Annotated in this window: 18 protein-coding genes; all 18 read right to left on the reverse strand. The window is 47.0% G+C overall.

What is annotated here, in order from left to right:
* Positions 1–7 precede the first annotated feature (7 nt).
* The 18 genes from miaA to GKG43_RS02180 all read right to left on the reverse strand — a co-directional run bounded on the left by miaA (position 8) and on the right by GKG43_RS02180 (position 20,881).
* Positions 8–967, reverse strand: a complete 960-nt coding sequence (gene miaA, locus GKG43_RS02095) for a tRNA (adenosine(37)-N6)-dimethylallyltransferase MiaA (RefSeq protein WP_055154445.1) — start codon at positions 965–967, stop codon at positions 8–10.
* Positions 968–3,088 carry a DNA mismatch repair endonuclease MutL gene (mutL, locus tag GKG43_RS02100; RefSeq protein ID WP_055154446.1) on the reverse strand — a complete coding sequence of 707 codons (2,121 nt, stop codon included), beginning with the start codon at positions 3,086–3,088 and terminating at the stop codon, positions 968–970.
* Positions 3,089–3,335: 247 nt separating this feature from the next.
* Complete coding sequence (mutS, locus tag GKG43_RS02105) at positions 3,336–5,969, reverse strand: DNA mismatch repair protein MutS (RefSeq protein WP_055154466.1); 2,634 nt, start codon at positions 5,967–5,969, stop codon at positions 3,336–3,338.
* Between the two features lie 429 nt (positions 5,970–6,398).
* Positions 6,399–6,815, reverse strand: a complete 417-nt coding sequence (locus GKG43_RS02110) for a hypothetical protein (protein ID WP_050642276.1) — start codon at positions 6,813–6,815, stop codon at positions 6,399–6,401.
* Positions 6,816–6,938: 123 nt separating this feature from the next.
* A complete protein-coding gene (gene miaB, locus GKG43_RS02115) occupies positions 6,939–8,390 on the reverse strand; it encodes a tRNA (N6-isopentenyl adenosine(37)-C2)-methylthiotransferase MiaB (RefSeq protein WP_050642275.1) in 1,452 nt (483 codons plus the stop codon).
* 35 nt (positions 8,391–8,425) lie between these two features.
* The gene (locus GKG43_RS02120) at positions 8,426–8,608 is read right to left on the reverse strand and encodes a DUF4250 domain-containing protein (protein ID WP_050642274.1); all 183 of its coding nucleotides are present in this window, start codon (positions 8,606–8,608) and stop codon (positions 8,426–8,428) included.
* A complete protein-coding gene (locus GKG43_RS02125; protein ID WP_050642273.1) occupies positions 8,602–9,165 on the reverse strand; it encodes a 5-formyltetrahydrofolate cyclo-ligase in 564 nt (187 codons plus the stop codon). The genes GKG43_RS02120 and GKG43_RS02125 overlap by 7 nt, the downstream gene beginning before the upstream one ends.
* Positions 9,143–9,364 (reverse strand): DUF896 domain-containing protein, encoded by a 222-nt coding sequence (locus GKG43_RS02130; protein ID WP_009004195.1) that lies wholly within the window; start codon positions 9,362–9,364, stop codon positions 9,143–9,145. The genes GKG43_RS02125 and GKG43_RS02130 overlap by 23 nt, the downstream gene beginning before the upstream one ends.
* Before the next feature lie 87 nt (positions 9,365–9,451).
* Entirely contained in the window at positions 9,452–9,814 is a 363-nt protein-coding gene (locus tag GKG43_RS02135) for a hypothetical protein (RefSeq protein ID WP_050642272.1), read from the reverse strand.
* Positions 9,815–9,905: 91 nt separating this feature from the next.
* Positions 9,906–11,579 carry a polysaccharide biosynthesis protein gene (locus tag GKG43_RS02140; RefSeq protein WP_050642271.1) on the reverse strand — a complete coding sequence of 558 codons (1,674 nt, stop codon included), beginning with the start codon at positions 11,577–11,579 and terminating at the stop codon, positions 9,906–9,908.
* Positions 11,580–11,657: 78 nt separating this feature from the next.
* On the reverse strand, positions 11,658–12,155 hold the full coding sequence (gene ybeY / locus GKG43_RS02145; protein ID WP_050642270.1) for an rRNA maturation RNase YbeY: 498 nt from the start codon (positions 12,153–12,155) through the stop codon (positions 11,658–11,660).
* Between the two features lie 308 nt (positions 12,156–12,463).
* The gene (locus GKG43_RS02150; RefSeq protein WP_050642269.1) at positions 12,464–13,474 is read right to left on the reverse strand and encodes a PhoH family protein; all 1,011 of its coding nucleotides are present in this window, start codon (positions 13,472–13,474) and stop codon (positions 12,464–12,466) included.
* A gap of 154 nt (positions 13,475–13,628) precedes the next feature.
* The gene (locus tag GKG43_RS02155; RefSeq protein WP_055154447.1) at positions 13,629–14,588 is read right to left on the reverse strand and encodes a glycyl-radical enzyme activating protein; all 960 of its coding nucleotides are present in this window, start codon (positions 14,586–14,588) and stop codon (positions 13,629–13,631) included.
* 18 nt (positions 14,589–14,606) lie between these two features.
* On the reverse strand, positions 14,607–15,557 hold the full coding sequence (locus tag GKG43_RS02160; protein ID WP_050642267.1) for an ABC transporter permease: 951 nt from the start codon (positions 15,555–15,557) through the stop codon (positions 14,607–14,609).
* 18 nt (positions 15,558–15,575) lie between these two features.
* On the reverse strand, positions 15,576–17,102 hold the full coding sequence (locus tag GKG43_RS02165) for a sugar ABC transporter ATP-binding protein (RefSeq protein WP_055154449.1): 1,527 nt from the start codon (positions 17,100–17,102) through the stop codon (positions 15,576–15,578).
* A gap of 79 nt (positions 17,103–17,181) precedes the next feature.
* A complete protein-coding gene (locus GKG43_RS02170; RefSeq protein WP_050642265.1) occupies positions 17,182–18,291 on the reverse strand; it encodes a substrate-binding domain-containing protein in 1,110 nt (369 codons plus the stop codon).
* Between the two features lie 34 nt (positions 18,292–18,325).
* Positions 18,326–18,571, reverse strand: coding sequence for a glycine radical domain-containing protein (locus GKG43_RS02175; protein ID WP_050642264.1), 246 nt, complete (start codon positions 18,569–18,571; stop codon positions 18,326–18,328).
* 69 nt (positions 18,572–18,640) lie between these two features.
* Positions 18,641–20,881 carry a pyruvate formate lyase family protein gene (locus GKG43_RS02180; protein WP_055154451.1) on the reverse strand — a complete coding sequence of 747 codons (2,241 nt, stop codon included), beginning with the start codon at positions 20,879–20,881 and terminating at the stop codon, positions 18,641–18,643.
* Between the last annotated feature and the right edge of the window lie 325 nt (positions 20,882–21,206).

Genomic DNA, 21,206 nt, shown 5'->3' on the forward strand with positions numbered 1-21,206 from the left:
GCGATCCTCATCTATCTTCTTTCTCTATTATACTGCGTTTTTCCAGCTCATCCAGCATCCGTGCAAGAAGGCGTTTCTCATTATAAGCAAATTCCTGTTTATTCAGCCAGATGACATCATGTTCTCTTTTGAACCAGGTAATCTGCCGCTTTGCAAAGTGGCGGGTGTCTCTTTTGATCGTATAAACCGCTTCATCCAGCGTCATCTCCTGATCCAGATACGCCATGATTTCCTTGTATCCCAGCCCCTGCATGGAGATTTTATCACGTCCAAGACCGCGGTCCTTTAATGATTTTACCTCTTCCACGAGGCCTTCTTCCAGCATCCGGTCAACCCGGCGGTCAATCCGTTCATACAGGCGTGACCGGTCATCATGAAGCACAAAATAGGCGTAATTGTACGGAGATTCTTTTTTTCGTTCTTCTGCATTGTGATCCGAGATACGAATCCCGGTCTGCTGATAAAATTCCAGGGCGCGGATCACGCGTTTTACGTTGTTCTCGTGGATATCTTCGGCTGATTTGGGGTCTTTTTCCCGCAGCATTGCGTGGAGGTATGCAGCTCCCTTTTCCCTGGCAAGCTGCTCCAGATGCTCCCTGCAGGCGGTATCCCCCTCATTCTCCGTAAAGTCGATATCATAGAGCAGGGCCTGGATGTAAAAACCCGTGCCGCCCACGACTATGGGAATGTGTCCTCTTTTATAGATTCCTTTCATGGCCTCCTTTGCCATCTGCTGGAAACGCACCACATGAAAGTCCTCTTCCGGATCCAGGACGTCTACAAGATGGTGGGGAATTCCCTCCATTTCGGCGGGCCGGATTTTCGCGGAGCCGATGTCCATGTACCGGTATACCTGCATGGAGTCGGCGGAAATAATCTCTCCACCTACTGCTTTTGCAAGGCCGATGGAAGCTTTCGTTTTGCCTGCGGCGGTCGGCCCCGTCAATATAATCAATGGCTTTTTCATTTATATGATCCTCTTAAATTTCTTTTCCAGTTCCCGTTTCGTCATGGCGATAATGGTCGGCCGTCCGTGAGGACAGTGATATGGATTGTCCAGCTCCAGCAGCTCCTGGATCAGTGTATCCACCTCCATGGCGGACAGGCGGTTATTTCCTTTTACTGCGGCCTTGCAGGACATGGACGCCACCTTCTCGTCAATCAGTTCCGGCGTCATGGAAGTCGTAATCCCATCGGCCAGTCCGTCCAGCATCTCCAGGAGCAGCTCCTTCTTTGCAATACCAAACAGATTGTCCGGTATTGCGCGGACTGCATACTCATCGCCACCAAAGGGTTCGATTTCAAACCCGATTCTTTTAAACCGGTCCATATGCTCATTCAGAAGCTCTGTCTCCTGCATGGAAAGGCTGAGGATGACAGGCGGACTCAGATACTGGGAGGTAAACTCCCGGTTTTTCATGCCTTTGAGTGTCCGCTCATAAAGAACTCTCTCATGGGCGGCATGCTGGTCTATGATATAGAGGCTGTCATGGAACTGGACTAGCCAGTACGTATCGAACACCTGGCCAATGAGCTTATATTCCGCCTTTACCTCGCGCTTCAGCAGCTTTTCGTCGAAAAGATTCAGCTGTTCCGGCTTTTCAGGGGCTTCCGGCTTCTCGGTGGCTTTTGGCTTCTCAGAAGGTTCCGGATTTTCTCCATAAACTGCCCGCTCTTCTGAAAGATGTGTCGGTGCTGCATCTGACCAAGCAGAGGATGGGATATCCCCGGCTTCCCGGATGGTTACTGCCGGCAGGGGCTTTGCATCGTGGGTTGTCTGTTCGTCTGCCCTGCGTTTTTCCGCGGCTTCCCGGATTCGGGATGTCTGTTCATCCGGTCGGTGGATCTGGCGGATATCGGATACTTCCGCGGAGGACGCACGGTTATGGTAAGACAAGACTCTTTCCCTCATCTTTTTGAGGAAGTAGTCTTCATTTTTCTCCTCGGGCGCCATCTCCGCGCTTTCCTGCTTTCCTGCGGTCATTGGCGAGCCTTTATCCGACACGGCGCCAGCCTTGGGTCTTAGTAAGAACGGACTTCCTGACGGAGCCTCTTCTGCCGCCTTTGGAGGTTCCGGGACATCCACGACAGGGATTAATTCCGGTTCCAGCAGCGTTCTGTGCACGGCTTCATAGACCGTGTTGTATACTTCCTGCTGTCTTTGGAACCGAAGTTCCATCTTTGTAGGATGAACGTTTACATCTATATCTTCGCCATTAATATGGAAGTGTAATACAACAAAAGGAAATTTATGCTGCATAACAAAATCACGGTATGCATCCTCTATGGCCTTGGAGATCATGGCGCTCTTTACATACCTGCCATTTACAAAAAAGTTTTCGAAATTCCGGTTGCCGCGGCTGATGGTAGGCTTCCCGAGATAGCCGGTAATATGGATCCCGCCTTTCCCGTAATCCATCTCAATCAAATTGGCGGCCACCTCGCGTCCATAGATGCTGTAGATCACATCTTTCAACCGGCCATTACCCGCTGTCCTTAACTTTTCCTGCCCGTTGTTGATGAACTGGAATGACACTTCCGGATGGGAAAGCGCCAGGCGCATCAACAGGTCTTGTATATGACCGGCCTCTGTCATAGGGGTCTTCAAGAACTTTCTTCTGGCCGGAACATTATAGAAAAGCTGGCGTATCAGGAAGGTCGTCCCATCCGGAGCGCCTGTATCCTCTATCAATTGTTCTTTGCCGCCCTCAATTAGATAGCGGGTTCCTAAAGTATCTTCTCTCCTCTTCGTAATCAATTCCACCTGCGTAACTGCAGCAATACTGGAAAGAGCCTCTCCGCGGAATCCCAGCGATTCGATGTGCGAAAGGTCTTCAACCGCCCGAATCTTGCTTGTAGAATGCCTGAGGAAAGCATTTGGCACGTCCTCACGGAGTATTCCGTCCCCATTATCCATGATCCGGATAAAAGAAATACCGCCCTCCTGTATCTCCACTACAACGGCAGTAGCCCGGGCATCAATGGCGTTTTCCACCAGCTCCTTTACAATAGAGGCCGGACGCTCAATCACCTCTCCGGCAGCAATTTTATCAATTGTAATCTGATCCAATACCTGAATATGTGGCATAGCTTCTCTCCTTTTCCGCCATAGAGTGTGTTTGATAAACCATGTATACGGCTGATTGTCCCACTTTGCGAGATGTTTTAACCAAATTTTTGAGGCGTAGTGGTTCTACGTTGATAAAATTTGGCTAAAATAGGTCGTGAAATGGGGCGGTCAGACGTGTACAATGAATTATCAAACACGCTCCAGGGGTCTGACCCTTCTGCAAAGGGGGTGGTCCCCTTTGCAAGAGGGTCAGACCCCTTTGCTTTTACCAGCGGTTTTTCAGTTTGTTTTGCAATCTGTATATCGTGTTTAATGCATCAATCGGGGTCAGGTTCCCAACATCAATATTTTTCAATTCTTCCAGGACATCTCCGTCTTTTACCGTATCAAACAGAGACATCTGGGCGATGTCAACTTCATCGTATTTTTTGACCTTGGATTTCTTTTTGCTCTCGTGTTCTTTGACGGCAATTTCGCTGACTCTTGTGGTGATATCCTCATCACTGAGTTCTTCTACAATCTCTTTTGCCCTTTCTATGACAATGTCCGGCACTCCGGCAAGTTTGGCTACCTGGATCCCATAACTCTTGTCCGCCCCGCCTTTCACGATCTTGCGCAGGAAAACGATGTCGTCTCCCTTTTCTTTTACCGCAATACAGTAATTGTTTACGTTTTCTATCTTGCCTTCCAGCTCGGTCAGCTCATGGTAGTGTGTCGCAAACAGTGTTTTTGCTCCCAGCAGATGCGTGTCGGAGATATACTCCACAACGGCCCATGCGATGGAGAGTCCGTCAAATGTGCTGGTTCCCCTTCCGATTTCGTCCAGGATAAGCAGGCTTTTGCTGGTTGCATTGCGCAGGATATTGGCAACCTCTGTCATCTCGACCATAAACGTACTCTGTCCGGAAGCGAGATCATCCGACGCCCCAACCCGGGTAAAGATCCTGTCGACCAGCCCGATATTGGCACTGGATGCCGGAACAAAGGAGCCCAGCTGCGCCATCAAAACGATCAGTGCGGCCTGCCGCATGTAAGTGGACTTACCGGCCATATTCGGTCCGGTGATGATGGAGATCCTCTGCTTTTTATCATCCAGATAGGTATCGTTTGAGATGAACATATCATTGGGAATCATCTTTTCCACGACCGGGTGCCGTCCGTCCTTGATGTCGATTACGCCCTTTTCGTTAATTTTAGGGCGCACATAATTATTGCGTTCCGCAATCAGGGCAAGGGATGCAAATACGTCCAGCGCCGCCACCGCCTTGGCTGTTTTCTGGATGCGCTCGACCTCCCCGGCTATGGTGTCGCGGACAGCGCTGTATAGCTCGTATTCCAGTGCATACAGCTTGTCCTCTGCCCCCAGTATTGTGTCTTCCAGCTCTTTGAGTTCCGGTGTAATATAACGCTCCGCATTGGCAAGCGTCTGCTTTCTTGTATAATAATCCGGCACAAGATCTTTATAGGAATTGGTCACTTCCAGATAATATCCGAAGACCTTGTTGTACTTAATCTTCAGATTCTTAATACCGGTTTTTTCACGCTCTTCTTCTTCCAGCTTAGCCAGCCAGTCTTTCCCGTCTGACTTGGCGTGCCTGAGCGTATCGACCTCCTCGCTGTAGCCGTCCCGTATAATACCGCCCTCTTTCATCGCAAGCGGAGGATCATCTATGATCGCATCCTTGATCAGCGAACACAAATCTTCCAGTGTATCCAGATCATCGCGCACTCCTCCCAGAAGCGGGGACTGCATCTCTTCGAGTATGTATTTGATCGGCGGCAGCATCTCCAGCGAACTGCACAGCGCGGTCAGGTCTCTTGGATTGGCAGAACCGTAGGTGATTCGGGTAATCAGGCGTTCCAGGTCATAGACCGGCGACAGGTATTCGCGGATCTCTTCGCGAGAGATTGCATTGTTCTTTAATTCCTCTACCGCATCCAGGCGCCGAAGAACCTCCTCTTTTTCTATCAAAGGCTGTTCCACATACTTCCTGAGTGTCCGGGCCCCCATGGCAGTCCGGGTCTTATCCAGCACCCAGAGCAGGGAACCTCTTTTTTGCTTTTCCCTCAGCGTCTCGCATAGTTCCAGATTCCTTCTGGTAGAACTGTCCAGCATCATATATTTTCCCGTGGTATAGGGAGTAATATGGGTCAAATGGGACAGATTGTTTTTCTGGGTTTCCAGCAGATACTGAAGGAGGGCTCCGGCGCTGATGATCCCGCAGTCATAATCCTCCAGCCCAAGCCCTGCAAAGGAGGATACATGAAAATGCTCCAGCAGCTTCTTCCTGCAGACTGCATCATCAAAATACCAGGCGTCCAGAGAATATATAGCGATTCCAAGCCGGTTTCTCAGGTCATCCAAATCCATGCCGCTCATGTAAAAAGATTCATTGCAGATGATTTCGGAGGGCATAAACTTGTAAATCTCATCCATCAGCTTTACGCTGTCGGGAAGTTCTGTTACAAAATAGTCTCCGGTCGTAATATCGGAGATGGCCAGGCCATAACGGTCGGCTATGTAAACGATACACATCAGATAATTGTTCTTTGTCTCATCCAGTGCCTGCGGGGCCAGATTGGTTCCGGGGGTGACAATCCGCACTACATCCCGTTTGACAAGTCCCTTTGTCAGCTTGGGGTCCTCCATCTGCTCACAGATGGCTACCTTGTAGCCCTTTGCGACCAGTTTGTTCAGGTAATTGTCTACGGCATGATAAGGGACACCGCACATGGGTGCCCGCTCCTCCAGCCCGCAGCTTTTGCCTGTCAGCGTGATCTCCAGTTCCCTGGATGCCGTAATGGCATCCTCAAAAAACATCTCGTAAAAATCGCCTAATCTATAGAATAAAATGCAGTCCGGATACTGATTCTTTGTCTCCATATACTGCTGCATCATTGGTGTTAATTCTGCCACGTTTCTACTTCCTTTCGCTTCTGAATTTCCATTCTAGTATAAGACAATTTAAATGCCTTGCTGGTTCGGTGAGAATGATTTTTCGAGAGTGCAGACGCAAAAACGCAGGCGTAGTGGTGCTACGCTGAGGCTTTTGCGTCTGTGCTATCGGAAAATCAGGCCAGCGAAACAGTAAGGTATTTAGATTGTCTTATACTAGTATACCATTTTTAAAAAAGTTGTGAAAGAGAATTTTTCTCAAAGAGCCGACACATGTTTGTAAAATAGTAACAGTTCAGACAGGCCTGAACTGTTACGCATCCAGTCCATTTAAATTCGCCTGCGGCGAAGGGCTGTATGCCTGCAACCACCATGTTTTCGTACGGTCTGCGCAGTAAATGCGCAGACCTGTCTGAGCTGTTACGCAAAATATTACAGTACGTGAAAATGTGGTTTTGTCTCTCCATAGAGCCAGTAAAGCAGGTATGCCGCCAGAAAGATCCCGAACACGCTCAGCCCGGAAAATAAGATGGTAAAGGGCGCACATATCTGTCCGAACAGTTGAAAAGGCTGATCCGAATAATCCCAGACGTTCCAATGCAGCCATTTATTCACTATGATCCCGGTGATAAACTCTCCCGCCGTCACAAACAGCACGCAGCGGACCAGCTGCAGCCAAAGCGGATCCTCCCATTTTACCCAGAGTCCCTGCTGTCCAAAGAAGACAAGGCAAAGCCCGCCCAGCAAAAACATGGACCAATGTGAAAAGCCTCTGAATATGACTTCAAATGTATAATAAATTGTTCCGCCCAGTGTCCAGAGTACCAGGTATTCGCTCACTTTTTTCACCGAAAAAACGTCCTCCTATATATCCATTCGTATCTGTTATATATAGTCTGGACGTTTTTTATTGAATTATAGGTGGAATTTATTGTTACTATGCACGTCTCATCGGGCGTGCATAGCAACAATTTATTTCTTAATCATATCGCCAATATAATAAAAACCTCTGCATTCTTTTAATTCCACACTTACAATCTTTCCGATCAGGTCCTCACCGCCTGGAAAATGAACCAGCAGGTTATTGCCCATTCGGCCGGTTACCAGCGCCGCATCGTGGTCATTGACCGTCTCGACAAGTACATCCTGGATTGTATTCGTGTATACACTACACACTTCGCCCGATATACTCTGCACCTCTTTTAAGAGGCGGTCGAATCGGTCCTTCACCACGCCCTCTGGAACCTGGTCTTCCATTACCGCCGCAGGCGTGCCGGTTCTCTTGGAATAGATAAAGGTAAAGGCGCTGTCATATCGTACTTTCCTGACCACATCCAGAGTCTCCTGAAAATCCTCTTCCGTCTCCCCCGGAAAACCAACGATAATATCCGTAGTCAGAGAGATGTCCGGCACAGAAGACCTTATTTTTTCAACCAGCTCCAGATAATGCTCTTTTGTATAGCGGCGGTTCATCTTTTCCAGAATGCGGCTGCTTCCGGACTGTACCGGCAGATGGAGATGACGGCAGATCTTTTCGGAGCTGCCCATCACTTCGATCAGTTCGTCGGACAGATCCTTGGGATGGGATGTCATAAAACGAATCCTTTTCAGTCCGTCTATTTTTTCAATCTCCCGGAGCAGCTGTGCAAAACTCATGGGCTGGTCCAGGTTCTTTCCGTAGGAGTTTACATTCTGTCCCAGAAGCATCACTTCAACCACTCCGTCAGCCACCAGTTCCTCGATCTCACGGATGATATCGCGTGGATTACGGCTTCTCTCCCGCCCCCTCACATAGGGGACAATGCAGTAGCTGCAGAAATTATTGCAGCCGAACATGATATTAACACCGGATTTAAACGAATACTTTCTTTCTGCAGGCAGATCCTCTACGATCTTATCTGTATCTTTCCATATATCGATGACCATACGCCCGGATTCCAGACGGGTAGCAATCAGTTCAGCAAATTTATAGATATTGTGGGTGCCGAAAATCAAATCTACAAACCGATAACTCTTCTTAAGCTTTTCTACGACTTCCGGTTCCTGCATCATACAACCGCAAAGGCCGATCAGCATATGCGGATTCTTTTTTTTGACACGGTTTAACTGGCCGAGCCTTCCGTACACCCTCTGATTGGCGTTCTCCCTGACGGTACAGGTATTATAAATTACAAAATCCGCTTTTTCCTCGTCGGTTTCCTCCCGGTATCCGATCTGTTCCAGTATACCAGCCAGTTTCTCGGAGTCCCTGGCATTCATCTGGCAGCCAAAGGTGACAACGCAAAAAGTCAGAGGATGGCCTGCTTTTTCGGCCTGCTCCCTGACGTATTCTCTTGCTTTTGCTATAAAATAATACTGCCTTTCCGGCTCTCGGACAGGCGGTTCTTTTAATAAGTCAATTTTTGAAAAATCAATTGTTTTCATATGTAATATCCCTTTACTTATGCCCCGGACAGCAGTCAGACAAACTGGTTCCTTGCGGCATCATATTCGTAATCTATCATTTTCAGCTTCCCGGCCAATTCTTCTGCGGATATCGCCAAATCATCGCAAAGTTCGTCCAATGATTGATAATAATCCCTGAGCTTCGTATTCACGACGCTCAGCAAAATGACCGGATCGCCCGGAAGTCCTGTCAGCATGTATAAATCTCCTTTTCTGTTATGATACATTCAGGCCGGATATCGTGTACCTCAGAAGGAATCCGATCCAGGCACTGCATCTCATAGGCAAGCGCTATGCGGCGGTATTCGGGATGCTTTCCAAGATAAGAGTCATAAAAGCCTTTTCCGTAACCAATGCGGCTGCCCCGCCTGTCAAAAGCCACGCCGGGCATAATAACCAGTACCTGGCTGCCGGAGGCCATTTTCTCTGCCGGCGGCTCGGATATCCCATAATACCCTTCTGACAGTTCATCCATACTGTCAATATAATAAAACTCCATTCTAAGCCCGGAGTTATCCACATGGATCTTGGGAACTGCAACCTTTTTTCCCATTTTCCAGGAGTATTCCACCAGCGACAACGTAGACACTTCTTCCCGGAAAGCGACATAACAATAGATCTCCTCTGCATTCTGATACAGGGGATGTCCGATAACAGCCTTAAAAATCCTGTCGCTGAAGGCCTGTCTCATCTCTGCGGGAAGAGAGGCCCTGTCTTTTTTTAGCCTTGCCCTAATTTCCTTTTTTGTTTCCAAACTTTTCACCCAGATTCACAACAGTCCCATCTTTTTCCTCAATATCAATTCGATCAAGCTGGCTGCGCAGATTCTGCCTGAAAGAATCCACATATTCCTGGCGCAGGATTTTCTGTTCCTTCTTTTCAGATTCGGTAAGGCCTTCGGCTTTGGATTTTCTGTATAATTCATTGATTCGTTTAATCTTTTGTTCGTCCATTTGTTTCTCCTATTTGCAGATCATTTTCTTTAGCAAAGCTGCAGAACAAAGTATATATTACACTATTTGACAGATTTCGTCTACTTATCAGCTCGAATAATTTTCTAAAAATCCGTAGAGTGCCTGTTCCGTCTCGATCAGTTTTCCTTCCTTGACTTCCTCCTGCATATCTTCCGGCAGGTTTGAAAGCGGAATACTTGTAACTTCATAAATTGTTGTCTTGTCATTGAGATAAACTACAATATATCCATGGAGCTCACAAATATAATAGCCTTCATTCTTTGTGGCACTCCCTTTTGTTGTAATGCTTTCCGTTTTCTGTTCCGGAATTTCAGCCTTGGCTTCCTGCCTGTCCAGCATATACTGGTAGCTGAGCTGGTAGCCAATCCCCAGCATGGAAACAAGCAGAAAAACGCCTGCAAAAAAGCCAATACAGTATTTCATTTTCATAAGGACCGACTCCTTTTTTCATACAGTATTGGCTTTTTTTATTATTCTATACAATTTTTCGAAAAAATTATCAGTTTATCGGCTGTTGTTTCTACCGTCCGCCGTGGGGAAGCAGATGCAGTTTTCTGCATATCCTCAGTATTTTCCGTCCCTGGGGCAGATCACGGATATCTTCCGGTGAAAGAGCACCCAATTTTAAGATACTCACGGCGTATACGGCAACGGCAGCCAAAATCGAAAGGATCGTCGGAATACGGCCTCCGATCAGAAGATCAAGCACCAGGTGCACGGCATACGTAACAACACCCATGATGACGGCTGCGAGAAGCGGCTTCACAAAAGTCTTTTCCATCTCCTGACGGTGTCCGTTCGCCTTGTGAATGGCCCTGATATTCAGGATACACATGCAAAGTGCAAATACAATGTTGCTGCCCACAAGCGCGTAAATATTCCATTTAAATACAATCAGCATAATCAGCAGGGAAATGATATGTACAACCAGTGATATTCCCGCATTCTTAGCAGGCACAGATATTTTGTCCAGGCCCTGCAGCACGGAATTTGTAACCGTGGATAAACAGTAAAATACAAGTGTAATGGATCCGACCGCGAGGAGCAATGCCGGTGTACGACTGGAATCTCCGAAAAGCAGAACCATAATCGGTGATGCCAGTACCACAAATCCCACAAAACAGGGGATTGCTATGAGCATGGTGAACCGGACAGACTGGTTAATCTTATTATGAATCTGCGGTCGGTCATTTCTGGCAACCGCTCCGGTCAGACTGGGGATAATAGATGCTGCCAGACCGTTGGCCATGGCGAGCGGTACACTGAGCAGTGTATTATATTTTCCCGAATAAATTCCCAGCAGAGCCATGTATTTTTCTTCCGAATACCCCTGCGCAGCCATAATTTTATTAAATATTGTCATATCCAGTAACTGGTTAATGTTGTAAATCGCAGTACTGAATATAATAGGAACGAGCGTAATCAGAAGAATCTTCAGAATCCGGCCGTAGCTCTCCTGACGGCGGGTTCTGTCTGTGCGGAGCTGTCTGCGTATGACACCGCGGTATACAAAAATGGCAAATAACAGGAAGAACAGGGCAGACAGGGCTCCTGCAATTGTTCCCAGTGTTCCTCCTGCGGCCCCGTATGCAGGCCCCATCAGATCGTTATTCTGCTTCTCCGCCGCTTTTATCCCGATACCAAAGAGGATGCTTGCGCCAGCCAGGCTGATAACCGCATTGACAATCTGCTCAATTACCTGTGACACGGCCGTGGGTACCATGGTGCCAAGCCCCTGGAAATATCCCCTCAGAACACCTAAGACGGATACAATAAAAAGCCCGGGCGCCAGAACCTTCAGGGCATAAGCGCTGAGCGGCGATTCCATGATGTGAGTGGAAATCAGATCCGCGCCAAAGAAAATGATGAGGGCGAATACAGCCCCAATCACAAGGGAAAACACCAGGGAGCATACAAATACGCGGAATGCGTTCCTTCTCTGCCTCATAGCCATCCTCGCGGAGACAAGCTTTGAGACTACGGTCGGCAGGCTCAGGGAAGATAGAAGCAGCGCCAGTGCATAGACTTCGAACGCATACCCGTAAAATCCCATCCCTTCATCCCCCAGAATATTTGTCAGGGGAATTCTATATACAACACCAATGATTTTCGTGATGACTCCGGCAATCGCCAGGATCGCACCCTGCATTAGAAAATCATCTTTTCTCTTTTTTTGCTTATGTGACTCAGCCATAAGTTCCCTCCGTGCAACTGTTCCGTTTACTTAGCAAAGAGTGTGATTGATAATCCTTGCTCCAATGCAAAACACACCCTACCGCAATATCTGAATATTTTCAAGAATGTCCCTCTGCTTCTGCTCCATAAGAAGACGTTCTTCCTCCTCCATATGGTCATATCCAAATAAGTGCAGCATGCTGTGGGCAATCAGAAAAGCGTATTCTCTGCGAGGAGAATGTCCGTAAGCCTCTGCCTGTTCAAGGACTTTATCTTTTGATATGACGATATCCCCCAGCATCAGTTCCCCGGATTCTGGGTTAAAGCAGTCCTGGGAATGCGCTTCCATCTCTGAAAAATCCCCGGGCGTCTCATATTCCAGCATAGGAAAAGACAGCACGTCCGTCGCTTTGTCTATCTGGCGGAACATCTGATTCATGTCCCGGATATCCTCGTCTGTGGTCAGCAGCAGATTAATCTCAGCCTCATACGGACAGCCTTCGTATTCCAGCGCCGCCTCAATCACAAGATTTGCTGTATCTTCTGTATTGAAAGGCAGCTTCAGTCCGCCTTCTTCTTCCATGTATAAACTCATGAGTTACTCCTTTACTAACTGTTTGCCGGTTCGAATTATAATTGTTTTATTTCCAATTCTTTACATACAAACTCCAGCCTATTATACACCTCATTTCACTCCCTTGTAAAGTTGCTTTTTTTACAAAGCTTCCTAGTATAGGACAATCCAAATACCTTGCTGGTTCGGTGAGAATGTTTTTTCGAGAGTGCAGACGCAAAAACGTAGGCGTAGAGGGGCTACTTTGAGGCTTTTGCACCTGTACTAAATGAAAAAGATACAGCCGGGATATCTTTTCCCCGGATGTATCTTTTTCATTCCATTTCAAACTATCTCGTCTTCGGACCGGATCCGATCCGTTTCTTGTCACGTCTTGCCTGTGTACGTTCTTCTTCCTTTTCAAATGCCTTTACAATATCTTTCACAATCTTATTGCGGACTACGTCACGGTTTGATAACTTCGTAACGGCGATATCATCGATACCGCCCAGAATCCGTGCGCATCTTTCCAGACCGGAATCTGTATTCCTCGGAAGGTCGATCTGAGTCACATCACCGGTCAGTACCATCTTTGAGCCTTCGCCAAGGCGCGTCAGCGCCATCTTCAGCGTGGAAAATGACGCATTCTGACTTTCGTCGATTATCACGCGTGCCCGGCTTAAGGTACGGCCTCTCATATATGCCAGGGGAGCAATCTCGATCTCACCGCGCTCCTGATGTTTCTCTGATTTTTCGCGTCCGAATATATCGTCCAGGGCATCGTACAACGGTCTCAGATAGGGGTCTACCTTCTGCGCCAGGTCTCCGGGCAGAAATCCCAGACGCTCTTCCCCCGCTTCTATCGCCGGCCTGCTCATAATGATCTTATCGATTTCCCCCCGTTTTAATTCTTCCGCTGCCTGGGCAACGGCCAGGTATGTTTTTCCGGTTCCGGCAGGGCCGATACAGAAAGTGACAATATTTTCCTTTAACGCTTTTACATAATTCTTCTGTCCAAGAGTCTTACACTTCACGGGGCCATGCTTATAAGTCAGGGTAACGACATCCTGCATGGCTTTATAAGTTTCATCGAGTCCTCCATCCCTGGATTCCTCGATCAGACGGTGTACGGTATCTTCCGTCAGCGCAGCGCCGCCGGTGTGGAGCTGTTTCATGCATTCTAAAACTTCTTTCACACAGTTGACATCAATCTCTGATTCCCCTGCGACTTCCAGCATGGAATCGCGGCCTACAATGCTCACATGAAAGCTGTTTTCAATTAGCTTAATATATTTATCCTCCGGCCCAAAAACGGCCTGCTGTTGATTTATGGTGTCAAACGACAGTTGTTCCTTCTGCAAACGATAATACCTCGCTTTCGTGATTTGGATATAGCACAAGAAGTATTATAGTGGAATCAACCTGTTTTTTCAAGTATTAGGACCCACGTTTTCATTTCTGTTTCACCGAAAATCCACATCGGATAATAAATATACCGGATAAGCACCTGCATTTTTAGAACTTACACATCTCCACACCTGTGCTCCCCGCTGCTGCATTCAGCCTTTCCATCAGCGGGCCGGAGGGAGGTGTCAGGTTTTCTAAACCATACCTCCTTCCCAGCGCCTTATACTTGCCTCTCCCAAGCTTATGGTACGGGAGCAGCTCATACCCGGCCACGGCAGAAGCTCCGGCGCTTTTTATGAACTCTCCGATTGCACGTATTTCCTCCTCCGAGTCATTAAAGCCGGGAATAATTGGAGTTCTGGCGATCAGGTCAAAGGAATACTTCCGCGCCATCTCCGCCATCAGAAGAAATCTATCCAGTATCAGCTTGTTTCCGGAGCCGGTCCATTGCTTATGTTTCATGTCATCCATGCACTTTATATCGAAAAATACCATGTCTGCATAAGGGGCAATCCTTTCGATCGTCTCTGCCTTCCCCGCCCCGCAGGTCTCGATTGCTGTGTTGATCCAGCTTTCCTTAAGAGACTTCAGCAGTTCTTCCAGGAATTCCGGCTGGGCAAGTGGTTCCCCTCCGGAAATCGTAACGCCGCCGCCGCTTTTCAGATAGAAGTTCATGTCCCGTTTCACCAGCGCTGTCACTTCTCCAGCAGTCATCTCTTCTCCGCTGATTTTCCTGCATCCCGTGAAGCACTGCTCTACACAGGGAAATGGAGATTCCCGGTCCGCGCAGTCACTGCAGATATTCCTGTCCCCGGCAGGTGATGTCTTTAACGCTCCATAAGGACAACTTTCCATGCAGGCGCCGCATGCAATACAATTGTCCGCAAAAAACATGAATTCTTTCTTATTACTTTGTGTTTCTGGGTTGCAGCACCATCTGCACCTCAGGGGGCAGCCTTTCAGAAAGACCGTGGTCCGCACTCCAAGTCCGTCGTTAAGGGCATACCTCTCAATATTGGCTACAAGGCCGCCTCTTTTTGCTGTACTTCCGTAAACTGAGCCTGTCATGATCCTGTCCCCCTGCATCTAGTCATTCCGATTAGCAAGGACAGCCGCTACAATGATAATTCCCTTGAAGACCATCTGCGGATAGGATGCAATTCCCAAAAGGTTCATGACATTCATCAGAATTCCCATCAGAAATGCGCCGATCAGAGTCTTTACCGCACCTCCGGTGCCTCCTGATAAGGATGCTCCTCCAATCACAACGGATGCGATGGCATCCAGCTCATATCCATCACCTACGGTTGCTGTACCCATGCTCAGGCGTCCCGCAAGAATCATTCCGGCCAATCCAAACAGAAATCCACCGATCGCATATACTGCCACAAGATATCCTTTTACATTGATACCTGCCAGCCTGGCGGTCTCCTGATTACCGCCGATGGCGTAGAGCCCTCTTCCATATTTCGTTTTATTTAGTACAAAAAGTACAATTAAAAATACCAATACCATGATAAAAATCGGTGTAGGAATGAATAAGACAGACCCCTGGATAAAATCCGGCCAGAATGTCCCGTCAATTCTCCGATTCTCTCCTACCTGATACATGTAGGCAAGGCCTTTCAGAATGGATGTCATAGCAAGCGTCACGATAAACGGAGCTACCTTTGCATAAGCGACCAGAACTCCGGTCACACAGCCGAATAAAATCCCTAATCCTCCTACTGCCGCAATTGCCATGGGCCCCATCCCATTCTGAATAAAACCTGCTGTCAGACAGACACAAATACAGACATACGAGCCAACTGAAAGGTCAATCCCGCCTGTGATGATAATCATGAGCATTCCCAGCGCACAGATTGCAGAAATAGAGTTCGTGATCAGGACTGATGTAATATTCCCTACTGTTAAAAATACAGGGGTCGCAAAACAACTGAATATAAATATAAGAATAAAGGCAATAATAACAAAATTATTCTTAATAAATTTCCCTGCTTTGAAATGACCTGTTTTTCCGGCAACAATCTTTTCCATATTTTGATTCCTCCTCACCTATCTCTGCTCATTTACAGTATTGGTTGCATATTTCATAATGTTTTCTTCTGTCAGCATTTCTTTATTCAGTTCCCCTGTCAGGTTCCCCTCGCTCATGATATAGACGCGGTCGCTCATACCAATTACTTCAGGCAGGTCGGAAGAGATCATAATAATAGCCACTCCGGCTTTTGCCAGTTCCTTCATAATTGTGTAGATCTCATATTTTGCACCCACATCAACCCCACGGGTCGGCTCGTCCAATATTAAGATCTTGGGGTCTGTCGCCAGCCATTTTGCCAATACGACCTTTTGCTGATTGCCTCCGCTTAAGCTTTTTACCGGATTATGCATGCCTGCCGACTTGATCCCCAGATCCTTGATAAACTTCTCTGTAAGGGAACTCTCTTTCTTTGGGTTCAGCATACGTCTTGTGCGGACCTTGTCCAGCGCTGCAAGAGTTAAATTAAAACACAGGGACTTGTCTACAATCAAACCGTTCCCTTTCCGGTCCTCTGTTACGAATCCTATGCCAGAGCGGATCGCCTCTTTTGGACACTTAAAGAGTATCTCCCTGCCATTCAGTTTAATCTTCCCTTTTCCTGGAATTCTGTAGCCGCCTGTCACCGCCATCATAAGCTCCGTCCGTCCGGCCCCCAGAAGCCCCGAGATTCCTACAATTTCCCCTCTTCTGAATTCCATGCTGACATGGTTTACGATATTTTTCCCGTCATATTCCGGATGGGGTACGCTGTAGTCCAGAATCTCCAGAATAATATCACCCTTTTCTGTCTCTATATCAGGATACATATTCTTTAATTCCCGGCCAATCATATAAGACACAAGCTGATCCGTTGTCAGTTCGCTTGTCTTTTTCGTCACGATCATTTTTCCGTCTCTCATGACCGATACAGAATCCGTAAGTTTAAAAATCTCCTCCAGCCTGTGGCTGATATAGATGATCGTAATTCCCTCATTTTTCAGTTCCTTCAGGATTCTGAACAGGGTCTCTGTCTCACGGTCTGTAAGCGGGGCCGTCGGTTCATCCAAAATCAGTACCCTTCCGCCCATCATAATTGCCTTGGCAATTTCAACTAGCTGCTGCTGGCCAACGCTTAAATACTTTACCTTTGATTTCACATCAATGTCCAGTGACAGCCGCTTTAATGCCTCTTCCGCTTTTTTAAAGACTGTTTTCCAGTCAATCCCCGTATGATTTCCCGGCATATGCCCCAGAAATACGTTCTCAGCAACACTGATCTCAGGAATCAGTGCCAATTCCTGATGCACCATGACAATTCCCGCCTTGTTCGCATCATCCGGGCTTAAAAGCTTCACCTGATTCCCTCCCACAAGCACCTCTCCCTCATATGTATGATGTGAAAAGCTCCCGCTTAATACATTCATCAGCGTAGATTTCCCTGCACCGTTCTCGCCGATCAGTGCATGGATTTCCCCTTCCTCGATTTGAAGGGAAACATCATCTATTGCTTTCACTCCGGAGAATGCCTTTGTTATATGTCTCATTTCAACTGCAAATCCCATACCTAACCACCTCTTTCCCTTTTCTTAAAGGCAAATCCTTTGATAAGGTAAAAGACCGCCCTTTGGCGGCCTTTTCCTTTTAATATGTGGAGTCCGGATCGTAAACATCGTCCACATTACTCTTCGTATAACATGTATTCGGTACGTTAAACGTCGCCGGCGTAGTGACACCGGATGCCTGCTGTGCAGCAAGGTATACCGCCCATTTTCCCATAATTCTCGGGTCGTTGGATACTGTTGCCGCAACACCTTTGTCACCGTCTTTAATCCATTTCAGGACAGATTTTCTTCCATCAATCGATGTAATCATAATCTTCCCGGTCTTGCCGGCTGATTCAATCGCAGAAACAACTCCCTGGCATCCGCCGTCACATGCACTGAAGATAATGTCCAGATCCGGATTTGCCTGCAGAACATCAGTCGTCACTGTCATTGCGGGCTCTGGCTGCCAGTTATAGTACTGGTATGCAACAATATCCAGATTTGATTTTCCGTACTTTTCGAGCATATAGTCATTGTAGCCGTTGATCTGCCCCCATCTTCTCAAATCGGACTCTTTTTCCTGCGCTGCCGCGGAGAGTACAAGTGCTTTTACAGAATCCTTCCATCCATATTTTTCGTCAAATGCCTTTGCTAGTTCAAAGCCGCCCTGATAGCCGCTGTTCTCTACATCAGCAGAGACAAATGTGAAAGGCGCCGCCTCTTCACTCATTGCACTGTTTACGACTGTCAGTGGTATTCCTGCATTATGTACTTTCTCGATTGCGGGAAGAAGCCCTGATGAATCCTTCGGGTTTACAATAATTGCGTCCATTTTCATATTTACCGCAGTTTCAATATCACCCATCTGTTTTGTAATATCATCTTCCCCATCGTATACGGTCAGTTTCACGCCTAAGTGCTCCGCCTCCAACTGTGCCACCCTTACAAGCTGTTCATACCATTCCGAGCCTGCAATGTTTCTTTGAGAAAGCGCAATCTGCAATCCTTCGAATTCATTTTCTTCTCCAATCGGCTCTTCCGGCAGCGTGTTCAGCATTTCATTTGTCGGTGAGAAGCTTTCTCCCGTTGCATTACTTGCTTGTGCACTTTTTGTCTCTGTACTCTTTTTCTGGCTTGCCGGCTGACAGGCTGCTAAAGTCCCCATCACGCATATACACAGAAATATACTCATTATCCTTTTTTTCATCTCTTTTTCCTCCCATTCTTCTGAACAAACTTACCTATAGTTTTTCTTCCGTTCTTTCGATAATATCCTGCTGGACATCCCTTGACAGCTGTGTAAAATACGCGCTGTATCCTGCCACACGTACAAGCAGGTCTGCATATTCCTGCGGATTTTTCTGGGCAGCAAGCAAGGTATCCCTGCTCACGATATTAAACTGCATCTGTGCACCGCCGGAAGCAAAATATTCATCTATCAGACTTACAAATCTTTTAAGTCCGTCATTTTTCACTACCCTTTCCATAACGCACCTCCTCGCATTTTCCAACCTGCATTTAAATTCAGCAAGGCCTCTATCCGGCCTTTTGGAATGTTAATACAGGTCAGACGGGTTAAATTTCAAATTATACAATGAACCGCAGGAAAGCAGTATATTGTTAATCTTTGACACAGAACGGATTGCTGCAGTTGGACCACTCGTATCAGTTCCTTTCATCGGGGACTGACCATCTGCCACCGCAGTGTAAGCTTCCCGTCCGTCCGGTGTCGCGCCGCATACCTTGCCGAACGGAGTGTTGCTTGACACGGTGCTCGTAGAGCAGTGAAGCGTGCCTCCGATTGGACCACGGCCATATCTTGTGTTTTTATAGGAACATAATTCATTTGCTGTAAACGCAAGCATCTCCCTCGCCAGTTCATCTACTTCATCAATGTCATTCCCATATTTTTCAACGCCTTTGCACAGAGCTTGTATCTGCGGGCCCGTCGGCCTGCTCTCCATATCCTGGAAATTTGTTTCCAAAGCATGCTTAAGCTGCGCCCCTGTCAGTTTCTTATCGTCAAATACCAGTTTCTTAACCGCGTAAAGACTGTTGGCAATATTGGCAGTCCCAATGGTCTGCTGCCCTGTGAAATCATACTTTGCACCGCCCTGTTTAAAAGTCTTCCCACGCTCCAGCGTCGTCGTAGGACAGCCAAATACAGAGGTCATCGGCTCATTCATATGCTCTTCCCAGAGCTGGTCAATCGTATTTTCCAGAATCGCCTCCATCTTGATATAATACCGAAGCTGATCCTTATATGCCTCCTTCACTTCCTCGAAGTTTTCAAAGGACGCCAGGTTTTTCCCGTTTTTATTCGGGTGGAGGCAGATACCGGTTCTCGGATCCGTTCCATTATACAGTGACATCTCCAGGGCTTTTGTACAGTTCAGCCATGCTCCGCCGGTTCTGCCTCCCAAGAGCCCTGCCGGTCCCGGTTCCACACATCCGATGATGCAGTAATTATAAGCATCGTTCAGCTCATACCCCCGATTCAGGAGTGCCGGGATATATGTCTCATCATTAAAGATAGACGGAAGTCCTGTTCCAAGCCTCACCACTTCCGCTGTCTTCATTTTGAATTCAAATGGTGTGTTTTTATGGAAACGCACGGTCAGCGAAGGCTGCGGTATTCTTGTATGGTAGATGGCATCTAAACAGATGTAACTGAGTTCATTCGTTGCATCGCATTTTCTCACCGGGTCCTGTCCGCCGATCGTAAGATTCTGGAACATCGGTACTCCCCGGAAATAATCTGTATCCTGCCAGCTTCTTACTTTGTTGCTTGTATAAATCTGCAGGAAAAAGTTTTCTACCATCTCAACCGCATGTTCCCGGTCTAAAAGTCCTTCGGCAATATCTTTTTTATAAAATGGATACATAAATTGGTCAAACCGCCCAAAGGAAATTCCCACACCATTATCTTCTATATGCAGACAGATATGGGTGATGATGATAAACTGAAGCGCCTCTTTGAAGGTCCTGGCCGGTTTTGCGGGAACATGGGTGCACATTTCTGCGATTTCTTCCAATTCCTTTTTTCTGGCCGGGTCAGCTTCTTTTACTGCCATCCCGGCGGCAAGCTCTGCATATCTTGCCGCATAATGAATGACCGACTTGGCCGTTACAATAGCAGCTTCATAAAAATCCTTTTTCTTTACCGCTTCGGGATCATTTTTCCAGTCCAGATGATCAAGCCCCTGCTCTGCAAGATTCATAATTTCTTCCAGGCCGTGGTTAATCAGCCATTCGTGTGCTGTAGCAAAGTGACCGTCACCGCCCTGAAAATATGCCCCTATATCCGCAGCTTTTATCTCATAGTGGGTCAGGAGCGCCTCTTTCGGCAGCCTGCTCCGAAGCCTGTCCACATGCGTTTTGCCCTTCCACCAATCACATATATGGCGAATGTCATCCAAGTCCTCCTTGCGCAGAACGTATCTGTCTGCCGGTCTTGTATCTGGGAAATATGGATTCCCTTTGATAAATTCCTCCTCCATCCACTCCACTTCAAACTCTGGAAAAATGGGCGCCCAACGCGGTTTTGAGGATTGGTTGCCTGCAAACAGGCTCCCCGGCATCATGTAGATACTCATATTCTTTAATACATGCTCAATCGCGCGCGCCCGTTTTAGTACATTCGGCAGATCCGGTTCTGTTTCATAAAATTCCGTCAGATATTTTCCTCTCTCTATGCAGATACCGCTTTCAAAAGAAGTAATATACCTGTATAATTCATCAATACGCTTTGATCTCACTGGCTTCGTACTGATTTGATACGAAAGGTTCTCTTCCATATATTCCCTCCTACTATTTCATGTACATCTATGGTTTCACGATATATCGGTCTTCCTGCAATTATTATATTTGTTATTATATTCTGCTTCAACTCATTATCTTTGGTAAAAAGAGGATTTTCTTTAGTTTTTTGTGTGTTTTGTATGGTTTTGATATCTTTTTCTTTTATTCATTGTATTTTTTCACTACATCTATTGAAATCTCCGGTACAATCCATTATACTGATTCCAATCTGGTACATCATATTGATAGTGTCAAATGATGTATGGAAAAACGAGTCAAATAAATAAGGCTCAATTGAACCTTGAAAACTGTAGATATTGA

Origin of the sequence: Eubacterium sp. BIOML-A2 (genome assembly GCF_009680135.1) — a bacterium.
GTDB lineage: Bacteria > Bacillota > Clostridia > Lachnospirales > Lachnospiraceae > Faecalicatena > Faecalicatena contortus_B.

What these genes read in the sequence shown, in the direction of transcription:
- miaA (WP_055154445.1), bottom strand. Translation starts at nt 967, where the DNA reads ATGAAAAAGCCATTGATTATATTGACGGGGCCGACCGCCGCAGGCAAA.
- mutL (WP_055154446.1), bottom strand. Translation starts at nt 3,088, where the DNA reads ATGCCACATATTCAGGTATTGGATCAGATTACAATTGATAAAATTGCT.
- mutS (WP_055154466.1), bottom strand. Translation starts at nt 5,969, where the DNA reads ATGATGCAGCAGTATATGGAGACAAAGAATCAGTATCCGGACTGCATT.
- miaB (WP_050642275.1), bottom strand. Translation starts at nt 8,390, where the DNA reads ATGAAAACAATTGATTTTTCAAAAATTGACTTATTAAAAGAACCGCCT.
- GKG43_RS02120 (WP_050642274.1), bottom strand. Translation starts at nt 8,608, where the DNA reads ATGCTGACAGGACTTCCGGGCGATCCGGTCATTTTGCTGAGCGTCGTG.
- GKG43_RS02130 (WP_009004195.1), bottom strand. Translation starts at nt 9,364, where the DNA reads ATGGACGAACAAAAGATTAAACGAATCAATGAATTATACAGAAAATCC.
- GKG43_RS02135 (WP_050642272.1), bottom strand. Translation starts at nt 9,814, where the DNA reads ATGAAAATGAAATACTGTATTGGCTTTTTTGCAGGCGTTTTTCTGCTT.
- GKG43_RS02140 (WP_050642271.1), bottom strand. Translation starts at nt 11,579, where the DNA reads ATGGCTGAGTCACATAAGCAAAAAAAGAGAAAAGATGATTTTCTAATG.
- ybeY (WP_050642270.1), bottom strand. Translation starts at nt 12,155, where the DNA reads ATGAGTTTATACATGGAAGAAGAAGGCGGACTGAAGCTGCCTTTCAAT.
- GKG43_RS02155 (WP_055154447.1), bottom strand. Translation starts at nt 14,588, where the DNA reads ATGACAGGCTCAGTTTACGGAAGTACAGCAAAAAGAGGCGGCCTTGTA.
- GKG43_RS02160 (WP_050642267.1), bottom strand. Translation starts at nt 15,557, where the DNA reads ATGGAAAAGATTGTTGCCGGAAAAACAGGTCATTTCAAAGCAGGGAAA.
- GKG43_RS02165 (WP_055154449.1), bottom strand. Translation starts at nt 17,102, where the DNA reads ATGGGATTTGCAGTTGAAATGAGACATATAACAAAGGCATTCTCCGGA.
- GKG43_RS02170 (WP_050642265.1), bottom strand. Translation starts at nt 18,291, where the DNA reads ATGAAAAAAAGGATAATGAGTATATTTCTGTGTATATGCGTGATGGGG.
- GKG43_RS02175 (WP_050642264.1), bottom strand. Translation starts at nt 18,571, where the DNA reads ATGGAAAGGGTAGTGAAAAATGACGGACTTAAAAGATTTGTAAGTCTG.
- GKG43_RS02180 (WP_055154451.1), bottom strand. Translation starts at nt 20,881, where the DNA reads ATGGAAGAGAACCTTTCGTATCAAATCAGTACGAAGCCAGTGAGATCA.